The organism is Coprococcus sp. LG101-27 (genome assembly GCF_027695515.1).
GTDB lineage: Bacteria > Bacillota > Clostridia > Lachnospirales > Lachnospiraceae > Allocoprococcus > Allocoprococcus comes.
In genome coordinates this window covers 79848-94197 of sequence record NZ_JAQEUJ010000007.1, presented here as the reverse complement: position 1 = coordinate 94197, position 14350 = coordinate 79848, and the positions used below count along the sequence as shown (strand labels likewise).

The window sequence follows — 14350 nt, the reverse complement described above, 5'->3', positions numbered from 1 at the left end:
TCTCGGGGCAAATTTCGGTCAAATCAGGATAAATAAATATAACACTTTATATGTAAGTCAATTTTAAAAAAGCCTGTAATTCCGGGCTTTACAACACTTTGTAACACAATATAAACCAGTTCGATAATCCCTCATTCCTTTTAGATAACAATAAAAACACCAAGAACCTCTCCATTATGGAGAGGTTCTTGCGTTGTGGATTTTTTTAATATTCTATAAACCTATCATTTTTATATTTTTAATCAGATTTTATAATTTCTTAACACTTTTGACACATTTTCATCGTATAGTAATAAATGGATAGTTGGGAAACAACTATCTCCCCCCTCATAAAGTGAGCGCAATCGGGCATGCCCGATTGCCGCACTTTGATTTTTACAGAATATTATTCTGGGACGAAGGTTATCCTCCGTCCCATATTTTATTTGTAAATGCAGTACCGTGTGCCCGGATATCTACCTGCACAGAACGTTAATCACGGCCATTCATCATCAAATGAACTCAAACCTTTTACGACCTTGCACGAATGTCTCTCTGGTACATCATACTTTTTATCCTCAATTACCGGAAAGGATTTATTATGAAACGCCCTACTTTACATAAACTGATTTTTTCAATTCTTTTATTTGCCATAAGTTTCCTTGCTCTTTTCATCAGCCACAAAAGCTCTGCATTCGCGGATTGGTATTCTTCCACCATTTACCCGCTTTTCGTTTCGTCCATCGGACGCTTTTTCGGAATCTTCCCATTTTCTGTTTCTGAAATTGGATTGTATATTTTTGTCATTCTTCTGTTTCTTTCCTTGATCCGGATGCTGGTCAGCTCCATTTACAAAATGTATGCCAAAAAAAAGACCCCAGCCTGGCTCGGCTACGGTTCCTCACTCCTGCTTCTCTGCGGATGTCTGTTTACCATTTATACTTTTTTCTGCGGAATCAACTACGGACATACTTCATTTGCAGAAAAATATCACCTGGAATCCGGTCAGTATACTCTGGCTGAACTGACCTCTTTATGCAACGAACTGACTGATCAGTTAAATGCACTTTCTGACTCTTTAGACCGGGATTCTGACGGTCTTGCTGATATGGGTAAGGATCTGCAGGATCGTGCACGGGCTGCTATGTTCTCCCTCGGTGCTACCTACCCTGAACTTTCCGGATACTATCCACAGCCAAAAGGTCTTTTATTTCCGGCTTTTCTCTCGGTACAGAATCTTTCCGGGATCTATTCACCATTTACCATTGAGGCAAACTATAACTCCGCAATGGTTTCCTACAATCTTCCATTTACCATCTGTCACGAATTTTCGCATCTGCGTGGATTTATGCAGGAGGAAGAAGCAAATTTTATCGGTTTTCTCGCCTGTGTAAATGCCGACGATACCGCCTTCAACTACAGCGGCTATCTTCTTGGCTGGATCTACGCAACCAATGAACTTTACGAAGTCGACTACGACACCTTTGAGGAAATCTACAACAGGCTTTCTGACAATGTAAAGGCAGATCTTTCGGCTAACAGCAGCTTCTGGAAGCGATATGACAGCAAGGTCGCCGAAGTATCTGGTCAGATCAATGACCACTATCTGAAAGCAAATGGTCAAAGTGACGGGATAAAAAGTTATGACCGGATGGTTGATCTGATGATCACCTGGTTCCGGTCAAAATAATTCTTTCTTATAAAGTTTACTCTTTCTCTCCAGCCTGAAACAGCATCTCTTTCAATACGTTTGCCGCCATGCTGTGAGGACTGCTCTTATCTTCCACAAAACAGATTTCTCTTACCGGTGGTTCTTCCAATAGTGGAACCTGAATGACAATGCCCTGCTCAATCACTTCCTGTGCAAGCGGTTCCGGAATAAACCCGATTCCCAGATTCTGTCTTACCATCGGCAGAATCTGATCGATGGTTGCTGCTTCGGTATCTGCCGTCATTGCAATTCCATGCTCCAGAAAAAATCTGGTATAAAAATCATAAGTTGACGTGTTTTTCCCAAGGCAGATAAATGGATACTTCACCAGCTTTTTCAAACTTACCGGTTCTTTAAACATATCTTTGTACGCCGCATTCGCAACCAGAATTTCTTTAAATGAAAGAAGCGGAATTGCCTTTAAAGGCTTTTTCACCTCTGCCGGTGTAGATGCTACCGCAAAATCTGAAAGTCCGTTCCGAACCGTCTGTATCGCCTGTGGTGCTGTATAACTCGAAATGCGAAGTCTGATTTTAGGATACTTTCTTCTAAACTCTCCCAGCACCGGAAGCAGAAGCAAATGCAATGCAATCTCACTTACCCCGATCGTTACGGTTCCCTGTTCCAGCTTCTTTTCATTTTCAAGCTCTAGCTCTGCTGCATGCAGATGATCGTATGCAATTGCAACATGTGAATAAAGCCGTTCTCCCTCCGGTGTAAGCTCTGCTCCCCGGTTAGACCGGATAAATAATCTGCATCCAAGCTGACTTTCCAGATTGTGGATTGCCCTCGTTACATTCGGCTGATTACTCATCAGGATTGTCGCCGCCTGTGAGAAACTTTTATACTTTGCCGCATAATAAAAAATACGGTAATAATCATAGGTAACTTCCATCTTCCTGCTCCTTGTTCCGTATATCTCCGGCATATCCAGTGCCGCCTTTAACTGAACGGAATCGTAACCGGTGTACAGTCAAATTTTTCAAAATAACTGTCGGCCAGATGTTCCTCTTCGCCTTCGATCAGAAGATGCATCTTCTCTCCCATTCTTATCGTCATCAGTCCCACGATCGATTTGGCATCGATCTCGAAACGTCCTGTCACATCCTTTACCGTAATATCTGCATTCATCTTCTGGCAAACATTACAAAAAGTCATCAATTGTCCTGTAGTCATAAAACGTATATTCCTCTGTACCATAATAGGTCAACCCTCCGCAAGTCTTTTTTTCCTGATGTCTAGTTTACACAATATCGTACAATTTGAGAAATGTCTCTTTGAAATGTCTGATATGTCATTTGAACATATCAGTTGTTTCTTTATTTTACATACTACATAGCAGTTTGTCAACACTATCGGTCATTTAAATTTTTATATTCTCGATACTCTGCCAGTGGCATATATGCCGGACGAATAATCTTATCCACATTGATCAGCTCTTCCAGACGATGTGCACTCCATCCAACGATTCGCGCTGCGGCAAAGATCGGCGTATAAAGCTGCTCCGGAATTCCAAGCATATGGTAAACCAGTCCGCTATAAAAATCGACATTTGCATTTACCCCTTTATACATCTTTCTTTTTTCGGCAATGATTTCCGGTGCCATATGTTCCACTTTCTCATAAAGTGCGTATTCTTTATCGTATCCTTTTTCATGTGCAAGCTGAGCCACAAATTTCTTGAAAATCTCAGCACGTGGATCAGATACTGAATAAATCGCATGACCCATTCCATAGATCAGACCTTTTTTATCAAACCTCACCCTTGCAAGCAGACCTTCCAGATATGCTCTTACCTCATCGTCATCTTCCCAGTCTTTGACCTCTTCTTTCATATCAGCAAACATCTGCGTCACTTTGATGTTCGCACCGCCGTGCTTCGGACCTTTTAACGATGCCATTGCAGCAGAAATTGTAGAATAGGTGTCTGTTCCGGACGAAGTGACAACGTGGGTAGTAAATGTAGAGTTGTTTCCACCACCGTGATCCATATGCAGCACAAGTGCCATATCCAGGATCCTTGCTTCCAGCTCCGTATACTGTCGGTCTTCACGAAGCATCATCAGAATATTTTCCGCGGTGGACTTCTGCGGATCCGGTGCATAGATGTACATATCCTGACCCTGACGATAATTGTATGCATGATATCCGTAGACCATCAGCATCGGAAATTCACTGATCAGGTTCAGACACTGTCTGAGAACATTCGGGATTGAAGTATCATCAGCTTTTTCATCGTAAGAATACAGATTCAGAATCGCCCTTGAAATATTGTTCATCATATCATGGCTCGGTGCCTTCATAATAACATCGCGCACAAAATTCGGCGGAAGTGTCCTTCTCTCCGTCAGTGTCTCATGAAACCCATCCAGCTGTACAACCGTCGGAAGTTCACCAAAAAGAAGCAGATATGCAATTTCTTCATATCCAAAATGATCCGCATCCAGGAATCCACGAACCAGATCCTTGATGTTATAGCCTCGATAATACAAATTACCGGCACACGGAACTTCTTCGCCATTTACAATCTTTTTGGCACATACATCGGAAATGTTGGTAAGTCCCGCAAGGACTCCTTTTCCGTTTACATCACGGAGACCTCTTTTTACATCATGCTTTACAAAAAGTTCTTTGTCGATCCCGGTATTCGCTTCACATAATCCGGCAAGTTCCTTGATTTTCGGCGAAATATCAAACAGAATGCTATCCAGATCTTTCGCACTGTTCACTGAATTTGTCATACACCTACTCCTTTCTGTTAAAGGCTCTGCAAATACTGCAGAAAGTATGAATGAAGGACGGAAACACGCACTTTTAGCATCGTCCCCCGTCCCTTCTTCTTATTTGTAAACTACTTACTACTTGTTGGAAAATATGGTCTCAATGAATCTGCCACACTGCTGATCGGCATTGTCTGAAGCCATACATGTCCCGGTCCTGTAATAACCGTATTAAATAATCCTTCTCCGCCAAAGACAATATTCTTAAGTCCCGGCACAGTCTGGATATCCATCTGGCATGTTACACTCATCGCTGCCAAATAACCGGAATCAATTACGATCTGCTGACCCGGTTGTAATTCGTATTCTACCACATGTCCATCGAATTCTGCAAATACAATTCCATTTCCGGATACCTTCTGCAAGATAAATCCTTCTCCTCCAAATAGTCCTGAAGCCACTTTCTTGTGAAAATGAACAGATATATTTACTCCAGGTTCGCCAGCAAGGAATGCTTTTTTCTGAAAAATATATTCTTGCCCCGGTCCGATTTCAAATGCCTTGATCGAACCCGGAAAGCTGGATGCAAATGCAATCAGTCCATTCCCGCCCTGTGCGGTATAGATATTCTGGAACATCGCTTCTCCAGAGAACATTCTTCCAAATGCTTTTCCAAATCCTCCATTTGTCGAAGTCTCCATCTTCATATTCGGAGACATCCATGCCATGGATCCCCGCTCTGTGATCATCCGCTCGCCAGCTTCCAGATGGCAGATCACTACCGGAAGGGTATCACCCTTGATTTCATACTTCATGCTCCATTTCCTCCTTTATAATATTAGTCAGTCTGGCAAATTCTTCCAGATCCAGTGCTTCGCCCCGGACACTGCTTCCTTTTCCGAGTTTCTCTATCGCAGCAGTAATGACTTCCTTCGAAAGATTCAGCTCTCCTGAATTCTTAAGTCCATTCGCCAAAGTCTTCCTCCTCTGATTAAAGGATGCCCGTATAAGACGGAACATCAGTTTTTCATCCATAACCTCTACCGGAGGCTTCTGATGTCTTGTCAGGCGGATTACTGCTGAGCCGACTGCCGGACGCGGCATGAAACAGTTCGGGGGTACATTTGCAACAATATACGGCTCTGCATAATACTGTACAGCAAGTGAAAGTGCACCATAATCCTTTGTTCCCGGTCCTACCTGCATACGGTCAGCCACTTCTTTCTGTACCATAACCGTAATACTCTCAAGCGGCACATGGCTTTCAAATAAGCCCATGATGATCGGTGTCGTTATATAATATGGAAGATTCGCAACCACCTTGATCGGCCGTCCTCCGTTCTTCTCCTTTGCAAGTGCTGCAATATCCACCTTCAGGATATCTTCATTGATGATCGATACGTTGTCATATTCTTTCAGCGTGTCTTCCAAAATTGGAATCAGCGCACGGTCGATCTCAACTGCCGTTACTTCTCTTGCCGCACAGGCAAGATACTGTGTCATCGTCCCGATTCCGGGACCGATCTCCAATACGTAATCATCCTTTGTGATCTCGGCTGCACGAATGATCTTATCCAGCACATGCTCATCGATCAGAAAGTTCTGTCCAAATTTTTTCTGAAAATTAAAATTATATTTTTGCAGAACCTCAATGGTATTCTGCGGATTTCCAAGTGTAGGTGTTTTCATCTGTTATTCTCCTGATTATTCATTGCCTGCGTCTTAGATGCCGTACAGATCTCTCGCATTTTTCTCTGTCACAGCGATCACTTCTTCCGGACTCATCTCTTTTAACTCTGCAATTTTCTCAGCCACATACCGGATATAAGAAGACTGATTCCGTTTGCCACGGTACGGCTCCGGTGCCATATACGGGCAGTCTGTCTCCAGCACAATCTTCTCGATCGGGATCGCAGTTGCGACATCTTTTAATTTCTTTGCATTCTTAAATGTGACGACTCCGCCGATTCCAATAAAGAATCCCATCTTCACATATTCTTCAGCCATTTCACGTGAATAGGAATAGCAGTGAATAACTCCGCCAAGCCCCTGTGCATAATTTTTCATGATATACATGGTATCTGCGGCAGCTTCCCTGCTGTGGATGATTACTGGTTTCTTTACTTCTCCCGCAAGCTCCAGCTGGCGGATAAACCACTTCTGCTGTATCTCATGTGATTCATTATCCCAATAATAATCCAGACCGATCTCTCCGACTGCAACCACTTTTTTGTTACGGCAGAGTTCTTTCATGTGCTGGATCTTATCTTCGTTAAGTTCTCCAATCTCATCCGGATGCACACCGATTGCAGCATAAACATATGGATACTTTCCGGCAAGTGCCAGAACCTTCTCACAGGATTCATAAGTCGCACTTACATCCACGATCGTTCCAACTCCAAGATCCGGCATCGATTTTAAAAGCTCATCCCGGTCCCCGTCAAACTGTTCATCATCATAATGTGCATGTGTATCAAATATCATTTTCCTCGTCTCGCTTTCTTTTTACTGACTGCTCTCAGATGCTCTAAGTATACCACACATTCTTAGCCGCTGAATAGTCACTTTTTTTACTTGCTTATCCGGTTTCTTCTATGTATACTATAGATAGTGCAAATAGATCACATCTGCAAATGTATGGGGAATATATTTCTGAAGATTCTGATCAGATATTATAGGAGGATTTTAAAATGAAAGTATTTGACACTGTAAACAATGTCGAGCTGGAAGCCGACACAAAGAAACTTGTAGACATTATGGTAGACGGACGTCAGGTTGATGTATACCTGAAAGAAAAGAAGTCTGATGAAGACGGCTACATGAGCTGGGATGTAGAACACTGGTCAGCAATCGACAAAAAGCGTTTCATCCGCTGCTACACTCTGGAAGGCCGTGTCCTCAGCGAGTCTACCGGTCACAACATCTATGACCTTTACAATGAATTCAAACCGGAAGATGCTTTAAAAGTAGAGCTTAGCTAATCTCTGCTGTATTCTACATAAGACGGTAATGAAATTCCGGACGGGCAGAACTTTCTGTCCGTCTTTTATTGTACAAAAATCTACTCTGATTCTGCACAATGTTACTGTTCACACGATGTGCGACCAGCAACGCATCTCGCCATTTTAAATCGCCTTTGGCGATGGGGCGAGATGCATTCAAGCCAAAACATGCATCCTCCGTGTCAATCAGCGGAGTGATTGACACGGGAGTGAACAGTAACTGCACAATGTCTTTTCTGAGATACTTTTTCATTTCCTCTTGTCAAATCCAGCATGCCGCGCTATAATTCTACTTGTACAAGTTCATATGTACCAGGGAGCTGGAGATAACTGGCTGAGAGGGGATTTTATCTGTCCCGACCTGTAACCTGATTTGGATAATGCCAACGGAGGGAATGTATACCATGTATTTGATAGAGATGCCTCCGCATCTCTTATTTTTTTACATGACAGATCAGAACACGCTGCCAACGTGTTCCGTGATTACGGACAGCAGGAACTCCACTCAGGTGTGGAGTTCCTTTTTTATTTAAAAGGAAGGAGAACTCTACTATGAAACAAAATAATACAACAAAGAAACTCGCACTTGCCGGTGTTCTCACCGCGCTTGCAATCGTCGGAAGCTTTATCAGTGTACCGGTTGCCGGAAGCAAATGCGCTCCGGTACAGCATATGGTCAACATTCTTGCCGCCGTGACACTTGGTCCTGCATGGGGCGTTGGCATTGCATTCTGTGCAAGTTTACTCCGCAATCTGCTCGGTCTCGGAAGCTTTATGGCTTTTCCGGGAAGCATGGTCGGTGCTTTATGCTGTGGTCTGGTCTACAAAAAATGCCACATCTTAAGTCTTACCTGCCTTGCCGAAGCGATCGGAACCGGATTCCTTGGCGCACTTGCCGCTTATCCGGTTGCTTTGTATCTGATGGGAATTGCGCCGGCAGGACTTTTCGTTTATGTCGTTCCATTCCTTATTTCCACTGTCGCAGGAAGCATCCTTGCGTTCATCCTGATCACAGTTCTGGAAAAAGGCGGCGTTATGTCACAGATCAAAGAAGCATAATCATCATTCATTCTTACAGCACTCTGCTGTAAATGAAACCGCGTTACACCGGGGACACCACCTTGTATCGCGTAATAAAAGGCAGAGATTTTCAAATAAAATCCTGTTCATTGCCGGAAATTTTCCGACAAAGGCGTTAGCAATTCTATCATTCCGAACTGGAAGTGTACCCATCAGGCTGTGTCTGGTTTTTTTCGTGTACGCTGTCCGTGTTTTGCTGACGCCAGATTTTTGTGATACTCACAAACCAATAAGAAACGGAGGCAAAACAACATGAGAAATTACACAACCCAGATGGACGCTGCCAGAAAAGGAATTCTGACTCCGGAAATCGAAACCGTAGCAAAAAAGGAACATATGCCTGTTGAAAAGATGATGCAGCTTGTCGCAGAAGGCAAGGTTGCCATCTGTGCCAACAAGAACCATACCTGCCTTAACCCGGAAGGTGTCGGAAGCATGCTCCGTACCAAGATCAATGTAAACTTAGGCGTTTCCCGCGACTGCAAAGACTATGATATTGAAATGCAAAAAGTTATGAGTGCCGTTAATCTCGGCGCAGAAGCAATCATGGATCTTTCCAGCCATGGTAATACCCAGCCATTCCGCCAGAAGCTGACTCACGAATGCCCGGCTATGATCGGAACCGTACCGGTTTATGACAGTGTTATTCATTATCAGAGAGACCTGGCAACTCTTACTGCACAGGATTTTATTGATGTTGTCCGTCTTCATGCTGAGGATGGCGTGGACTTCGTCACACTTCACTGTGGAATCACAAGAAAAACCATCGAACAGATCAAAAAACATAAACGTAAAATGAACATCGTAAGCCGTGGAGGAAGTCTTGTCTTTGCATGGATGTGCATGACCGGAGAAGAAAACCCATTCTATGAGCATTACGATGAAATCCTCGACATCTGCGAAGAATACGACGTAACTATTTCTCTTGGTGATGCCTGCCGTCCGGGATGTCTTGCTGATGCAACAGATGTATGCCAGATTGAAGAACTTGTCCGCCTCGGAGAACTGACCAAACGTGCATGGGATCATAATGTACAGGTTATGGTAGAAGGACCTGGACATGTGCCGCTGGATCAGGTTGCTGCCAACATGAAAGTACAGCAGAGTATCTGCATGGGCGCACCGTTCTATGTACTTGGACCTCTTGTTACTGATATCGCTCCTGGATATGACCATATCACAGCTGCCATCGGTGGAGCTGTTGCCGCTATGAGCGGAGCTGCTTTCCTTTGCTACGTTACACCGGCAGAACACCTTGCTCTTCCAAACGTAGAAGATACCAAACAGGGAATCATTGCTTCTAAGATTGCAGCCCATGCCGCTGATATTGCAAAAGGTATCCCGCATGCACGTGATATCGATGACAAGATGGCAGATGCACGCCGTGTTCTTGACTGGGATGCACAGTACGCCTGCGCTCTCGATCCTGAAACAGCAAAGGCAATCCGTGACAGTCGTAAACCAGAAGACGACCACAGCGATACCTGCAGTATGTGCGGAAAATTCTGTGCTGTAAGAAGTATGAACAAAGCACTTGCCGGAGAATATATTGATATTCTGTAAACTTAAAGATTGCTTGCAAAAGAAGAGAATCGGAAATTATCCGGTTCTTTTCTTTTTCACTAATTTTCGCTCTATTTGTTCTACAAAATATAGCACTTTGCCAGTGGTAAATTTTCGGGTTTGATGTATAATTATTACACAGCAAAAAGGATACAACGGGAGGGAAAGGTTTATGAAAAATAAAATAATGTGGAAAGATGTTACTCTTATTGTACTTGCTATTCTCCTTATTTTTTCGATGTGCAGAATACATACACTCAAACAGTCGAACAAAAAACTGTACTCACAAAATCTGGAGCTGAATCACCAGCTTGCCACACTGAAAGAAAAGAATACAGGTTTAGAATCAAAGCTGAACAGCGAAGAAAGTATCACAGATGAAAAAAAATCAGACAATTCTCAACATTAAAAATTGAGGAGAAGTTTCCAGATCCTGGATTCTTCTCCTCGTTTTTATTTATCCAATCATTTAATTAACAGATCTCTGCTCCTGCCGGCATCTTCTTCTCCGGTGTCATCAGCGCAAGATTACCATCTGCATCTTCTGCGCAGAGCAGCATACCTTCTGAAAGCACTCCGGCGAGTTTTGCAGGTTTCAGGTTCACAAGAACCATAACCTTCTTACCTACCATTTCTTCCGGTGTATAGTGTGCTTTGATTCCGGAAACGATCTGTTTTACCTGACTTCCGATCTTAACCTGTGAGCAGAGAAGCTTCTTGGATTTCTTGACTGCTTCGCAGGAAATGATCTCGCCTACCTGGAACTGCATCTTTTCAAAATCTTCAAAAGTGATCTCCGGTTTTGCTTCGATGTCGATTCCTTCTTCTTCCTCTTCCTTTTCTTCTTTAACCTTTGGATGAAGCTCTTCTACTCTTTTCATGACTTCTTCCAGGTCGAGTCTCTGGAACAGGATTTCCAGTTTTTCTACCACATGTCCGCCACCAAGCTGTGCCAGGATCTTTTCAGCTGTTTCCGGCATGAAAGATTCAAGCAGTTTTGCACCTTCGGAAATGCTTTGGATCAGATTCCACAGAACTGTTTCCAGACGATCCTTCTTGTCTTCTTCTTTTGCCAGTGCCCACGGCATGGTCTCATCGATATATTTGTTGCAGCGTTTGAACAGATTGAAGATTTCTGTGATTGCATCTGCCACACGCAGCTCTTCCATTTTTGCTTCTACTGCCTTTGGTGTATTTTCTGTTACAGCTTTCAGATCTGCATCTACTTCTTCTGTAACACCTTTATTTGTCACAGTTCCGCCAAAGTATTTATTTGTCATAGAAATAGTACGGTTTACAAGGTTTCCAAGTGTATTGGCAAGATCGGAATTCAGTCTTTCTACCATCAGCTCCCAGGAGATTACGCCATCATTTTCAAACGGCATTTCATGCAGCACGAAGTAACGGACCGCATCTACGCCAAAGAAATCTACGAGTTCATCTGCATAGAGTACATTTCCTTTTGATTTACTCATCTTTCCATCGCCCTGAAGAAGCCACGGATGTCCAAATACCTGTTTTGGAAGCGGAAGTCCAAGTGCCATCAGGAAGATCGGCCAGTAAATCGTATGGAAACGGATGATATCTTTTCCGATCAGATGAAGGTCTGCCGGCCAGTTCTTATTGAACATTTCATCGCTTTCACCATCACAGTGATATCCGATACCAGTGATATAGTTTGTAAGTGCATCAAGCCATACATAGACTACGTGCTTCGGATCAAAGTCTACCGGAATTCCCCATTTAAAAGAAGTTCTGGATACACAAAGATCCTGAAGTCCCGGAAGAAGGAAGTTGTTCATCATCTCATTCTTACGTGCTACCGGCTGGATAAATTCCGGATGTGTATTGATATATTCAATCAGTCTGTCTGCATATTTGCTCATCTTGAAGAAGTATGCTTCTTCTTTTGCAGGCTGTACCGGGCGTCCGCAGTCCGGACATTTTCCATCTACAAGCTGGGATTCTGTGAAGAAGGATTCACATGGAGTACAGTACATTCCTTCGTAGTGTCCTTTGTAAATATCTCCCTGGTCATACAGTTTCTTGAATATCTTCTGCACTTCTTTCTCATGATAATCATCCGTTGTACGGATAAATTTATCATAAGAAGTGTTCATCAGATCCCAGATTCTCTTAATCTCCCCGGATACGTTATCTACAAATTCCTTTGGTGTAACACCTGCTTCTTCTGCTTTTAATTCAATTTTCTGTCCATGCTCGTCAGTTCCTGTCTGGAAAAATACATCATATCCCTGACTTCTCTTATAACGTGCAATTGCGTCTGCCAGCACGATCTCGTATGTGTTACCGATATGTGGCTTACCTGATGTATAGGCAATTGCAGTTGTAATATAATATTTTGGTTTGTCTGCCATGATTCTTTATCTCCTTTTTCTTTAAATTAAAAAAGTGCACATCTCCGGCACGTAGTGCCTTTTATTTAACAGAAACTTCCTGTTAAATAAAAAACCGCCTTCTATAAAATATAGAAGACGGGATTATTACCGTGTTACCACTTCTCTTCATCCTTCCCTCACAGGAAGAATCTCACCGGGTACAGTCTGCTGCTTTTGGCAGTCTATATCTGCACTCGCCGCTGTAACGGGCGGAACCCATCGCATGCTTGCACAAGAAACTGATTCGTTGCTTCCTTATGTTCACCTGCGCTGCTCAGAAGCCATCTTCAGTCCTTCTCCAGCCATCCCTCTCAGCCTCTGCGGGACTTCTCTGTAAACATTCAAAAGACCTACTCTCTTCATCATCGCTTTTCCTATATCAGAAAAATCGTATCACAGATATCAGAAACTTGTCAAGGCGTATTTGACACCAGATAGCCTTTTTCCTTCAATACCTGCTCGATCAGATCCAGTGTCTCTTCCGAATCCGCTTCAACTGTGTGGTAGTGATAGTTGGAAGTGATATTCTTAAGCGGACTGGACTTTCCACTATGGATCCCTTCCATGAATTCTTTGACATTTCTCCGCGATGCCACATCAAGAGGTGCTTCCATATGTCCATAAATCCGGTGATTGATCATTACATTTACCACCTTGCCTCCCAGATCCACGATTGAACAAAGCTCATCCTCCATCTGTTCATCCGTATGACTGACTTTGAACACTCTCGTTACCGTATGCGGTGCATTCAGAATATATCCCCGGTTGGTTGAAATGATATCATATCCGGCTGCACGGATCAGCGCAATGTCCTGTACAATGACCTGACGGCTTACATCATATACCTTCGCCAGTTCTTTCCCGGGTACCGGAACCTCACTGCTCTTTATTTTGCTGACAATCTCTTCTCTTCGTCTGGAACCTGTCATCCCGATATAACTCTCCTTTTTCTGCAATTCTGCTCTGTGCCTGACGTATTACAGACTTTCCTCTTCTGTCTGCCAAATCCTGTCTTCACTCTTACTGAATCCAGACCGGCTTAAATAGCATGCAGATTCTTCAGCGAAATGTCAAGGACAGGAGCAGAATGGGTAAGTGCCCCACTTGATATATAGTCTACTCCAAGAGACGTCAGACGGTCAATATTTTCTTTTGTTACATTTCCGGAACATTCTGTCTCTGCACGTCCGTCAATAATCCGGATTGCCTCCTTCATATCCTCCGGCGACATATTATCCAGCATAATAATACCTGCTCCCGCATCAACAGCCTCACGCACCATATCCAGATTCTCAACTTCTACCTCAATTTTGCGGACAAACGGTGCGTATTCCTTTGCCATTTCCACCGCCTTTGCCACACTTCCTGCCGCTCCGATATGATTGTCTTTTAAAAGCACTCCGTCGGAAAGATTATATCTATGATTGTATCCTCCACCGACACGGACCGCATATTTTTCAAAAATACGCATATTCGGCGTTGTCTTTCTGGTGTCCAGAAGCTTCGTCTTCGTTCCTTCCAGAAGCATTGCAACCGAATGTGTATAAGTCGCAATTCCACTCATTCTTTGCAGATAATTCAGTGCCACCCGTTCCCCTGAGAGCAGCGCACGGATATCGCCTGTAATAATCCCCATCAATTCTCCTTTTTTCACTTCGTCACCGTCTTTACAATAGAAATCTGTCTTCACATTTTCATCCAGAATTTCAAATACTCTGTGAAATACATCCAGCCCGGCAACTACTCCATCCTGTTTGCAGATCAGCTGCACCTCTCCGGTCACCGCTTCTTTCATCACCGCATTGGTGGTCACGTCCTCACTGGAAATGTCCTCCTGCAGTGCTTCTTTTATCAGATGGTCTACATTCAATGTCATCGTAATCTTATTCATTTCTT

14 protein-coding genes and 1 riboswitch are annotated in these 14350 nt (G+C 43.4%); of the genes, 5 read left to right on the top strand and 9 right to left on the bottom strand.

Features of this window, described 5'->3' with window-relative positions; translation table 11 throughout:
* Positions 1 to 580 precede the first annotated feature (580 nt).
* A complete protein-coding gene (locus PG766_RS07395) occupies positions 581 to 1669 on the top strand; it encodes a DUF3810 domain-containing protein (protein ID WP_243014469.1) in 1089 nt (362 codons plus the stop codon).
* A gap of 16 nt (positions 1670 to 1685) precedes the next feature.
* Here the strand turns inward: PG766_RS07395 and PG766_RS07390 are convergent, their stop codons facing one another.
* The 6 genes from PG766_RS07390 to PG766_RS07365 form a co-directional block, all read right to left on the bottom strand.
* Positions 1686 to 2585, bottom strand: a complete 900-nt coding sequence (locus PG766_RS07390) for a LysR family transcriptional regulator (RefSeq protein ID WP_118199156.1) — start codon at positions 2583 to 2585, stop codon at positions 1686 to 1688.
* 47 nt (positions 2586 to 2632) lie between these two features.
* On the bottom strand, positions 2633 to 2890 hold the full coding sequence (locus PG766_RS07385) for an HPr family phosphocarrier protein (RefSeq protein WP_055155739.1): 258 nt from the start codon (positions 2888 to 2890) through the stop codon (positions 2633 to 2635).
* A gap of 152 nt (positions 2891 to 3042) precedes the next feature.
* Positions 3043 to 4431: a citrate/2-methylcitrate synthase gene (locus tag PG766_RS07380; RefSeq protein WP_117824576.1), complete on the bottom strand. Its 1389-nt coding sequence runs from the start codon at positions 4429 to 4431 to the stop codon at positions 3043 to 3045.
* A 110-nt stretch (positions 4432 to 4541) separates the two neighbouring features.
* A complete protein-coding gene (locus tag PG766_RS07375) occupies positions 4542 to 5225 on the bottom strand; it encodes a TIGR00266 family protein (RefSeq protein ID WP_008374092.1) in 684 nt (227 codons plus the stop codon).
* Positions 5215 to 6099 (bottom strand): 16S rRNA (adenine(1518)-N(6)/adenine(1519)-N(6))-dimethyltransferase RsmA, encoded by an 885-nt coding sequence (gene rsmA, locus PG766_RS07370; protein ID WP_118199149.1) that lies wholly within the window; start codon positions 6097 to 6099, stop codon positions 5215 to 5217. The genes PG766_RS07375 and rsmA overlap by 11 nt, the downstream gene beginning before the upstream one ends.
* Positions 6100 to 6132: 33 nt before the next feature.
* Positions 6133 to 6894, bottom strand: a complete 762-nt coding sequence (locus tag PG766_RS07365) for a TatD family hydrolase (protein WP_118199148.1) — start codon at positions 6892 to 6894, stop codon at positions 6133 to 6135.
* Between the two features lie 206 nt (positions 6895 to 7100).
* Between PG766_RS07365 and PG766_RS07360 the strand changes: the two genes are divergently transcribed.
* The 4 genes from PG766_RS07360 (at position 7101) to PG766_RS07345 (ending at position 10464) form a co-directional block, all read left to right on the top strand.
* Positions 7101 to 7391, top strand: coding sequence for a hypothetical protein (locus PG766_RS07360; protein ID WP_118199147.1), 291 nt, complete (start codon positions 7101 to 7103; stop codon positions 7389 to 7391).
* A gap of 324 nt (positions 7392 to 7715) precedes the next feature.
* Positions 7716 to 7824, top strand: a riboswitch (TPP riboswitch).
* 140 nt (positions 7825 to 7964) lie between these two features.
* Positions 7965 to 8471, top strand: coding sequence for an energy coupling factor transporter S component ThiW (thiW, locus tag PG766_RS07355; RefSeq protein WP_117835381.1), 507 nt, complete (start codon positions 7965 to 7967; stop codon positions 8469 to 8471).
* 273 nt (positions 8472 to 8744) lie between these two features.
* Positions 8745 to 10055 (top strand): phosphomethylpyrimidine synthase ThiC, encoded by a 1311-nt coding sequence (gene thiC / locus PG766_RS07350; RefSeq protein ID WP_270590698.1) that lies wholly within the window; start codon positions 8745 to 8747, stop codon positions 10053 to 10055.
* A 172-nt stretch (positions 10056 to 10227) separates the two neighbouring features.
* The gene (locus tag PG766_RS07345) at positions 10228 to 10464 is read left to right on the top strand and encodes a hypothetical protein (RefSeq protein WP_117558755.1); all 237 of its coding nucleotides are present in this window, start codon (positions 10228 to 10230) and stop codon (positions 10462 to 10464) included.
* Positions 10465 to 10528: 64 nt separating this feature from the next.
* Here the strand turns inward: PG766_RS07345 and metG are convergent, their stop codons facing one another.
* From metG to nadC, 3 genes are all read right to left on the bottom strand, one after another.
* The gene (gene metG, locus PG766_RS07340) at positions 10529 to 12433 is read right to left on the bottom strand and encodes a methionine--tRNA ligase (protein WP_118199144.1); all 1905 of its coding nucleotides are present in this window, start codon (positions 12431 to 12433) and stop codon (positions 10529 to 10531) included.
* Positions 12434 to 12867: 434 nt separating this feature from the next.
* Complete coding sequence (locus tag PG766_RS07335; RefSeq protein ID WP_117558751.1) at positions 12868 to 13383, bottom strand: transcription repressor NadR; 516 nt, start codon at positions 13381 to 13383, stop codon at positions 12868 to 12870.
* Between the two features lie 110 nt (positions 13384 to 13493).
* On the bottom strand, positions 13494 to 14345 hold the full coding sequence (gene nadC, locus PG766_RS07330; RefSeq protein WP_118199155.1) for a carboxylating nicotinate-nucleotide diphosphorylase: 852 nt from the start codon (positions 14343 to 14345) through the stop codon (positions 13494 to 13496).
* Positions 14346 to 14350: the final 5 nt, after the last annotated feature.

Bases quoted from the DNA above. Each gene is read 5' to 3' on its own strand.
- PG766_RS07395 (WP_243014469.1), top strand. From the start codon at position 581: ATGAAACGCCCTACTTTACATAAACTGATTTTTTCAATTCTTTTATTT.
- PG766_RS07390 (WP_118199156.1), bottom strand. From the start codon at position 2,585: ATGGAAGTTACCTATGATTATTACCGTATTTTTTATTATGCGGCAAAG.
- PG766_RS07385 (WP_055155739.1), bottom strand. From the start codon at position 2,890: ATGGTACAGAGGAATATACGTTTTATGACTACAGGACAATTGATGACT.
- PG766_RS07380 (WP_117824576.1), bottom strand. From the start codon at position 4,431: ATGACAAATTCAGTGAACAGTGCGAAAGATCTGGATAGCATTCTGTTT.
- PG766_RS07375 (WP_008374092.1), bottom strand. From the start codon at position 5,225: ATGAAGTATGAAATCAAGGGTGATACCCTTCCGGTAGTGATCTGCCAT.
- rsmA (WP_118199149.1), bottom strand. From the start codon at position 6,099: ATGAAAACACCTACACTTGGAAATCCGCAGAATACCATTGAGGTTCTG.
- PG766_RS07365 (WP_118199148.1), bottom strand. From the start codon at position 6,894: ATGATATTTGATACACATGCACATTATGATGATGAACAGTTTGACGGG.
- PG766_RS07360 (WP_118199147.1), top strand. From the start codon at position 7,101: ATGAAAGTATTTGACACTGTAAACAATGTCGAGCTGGAAGCCGACACA.
- thiW (WP_117835381.1), top strand. From the start codon at position 7,965: ATGAAACAAAATAATACAACAAAGAAACTCGCACTTGCCGGTGTTCTC.
- thiC (WP_270590698.1), top strand. From the start codon at position 8,745: ATGAGAAATTACACAACCCAGATGGACGCTGCCAGAAAAGGAATTCTG.
- PG766_RS07345 (WP_117558755.1), top strand. From the start codon at position 10,228: ATGAAAAATAAAATAATGTGGAAAGATGTTACTCTTATTGTACTTGCT.
- metG (WP_118199144.1), bottom strand. From the start codon at position 12,433: ATGGCAGACAAACCAAAATATTATATTACAACTGCAATTGCCTATACA.
- PG766_RS07335 (WP_117558751.1), bottom strand. From the start codon at position 13,383: ATGACAGGTTCCAGACGAAGAGAAGAGATTGTCAGCAAAATAAAGAGC.
- nadC (WP_118199155.1), bottom strand. From the start codon at position 14,345: ATGAATAAGATTACGATGACATTGAATGTAGACCATCTGATAAAAGAA.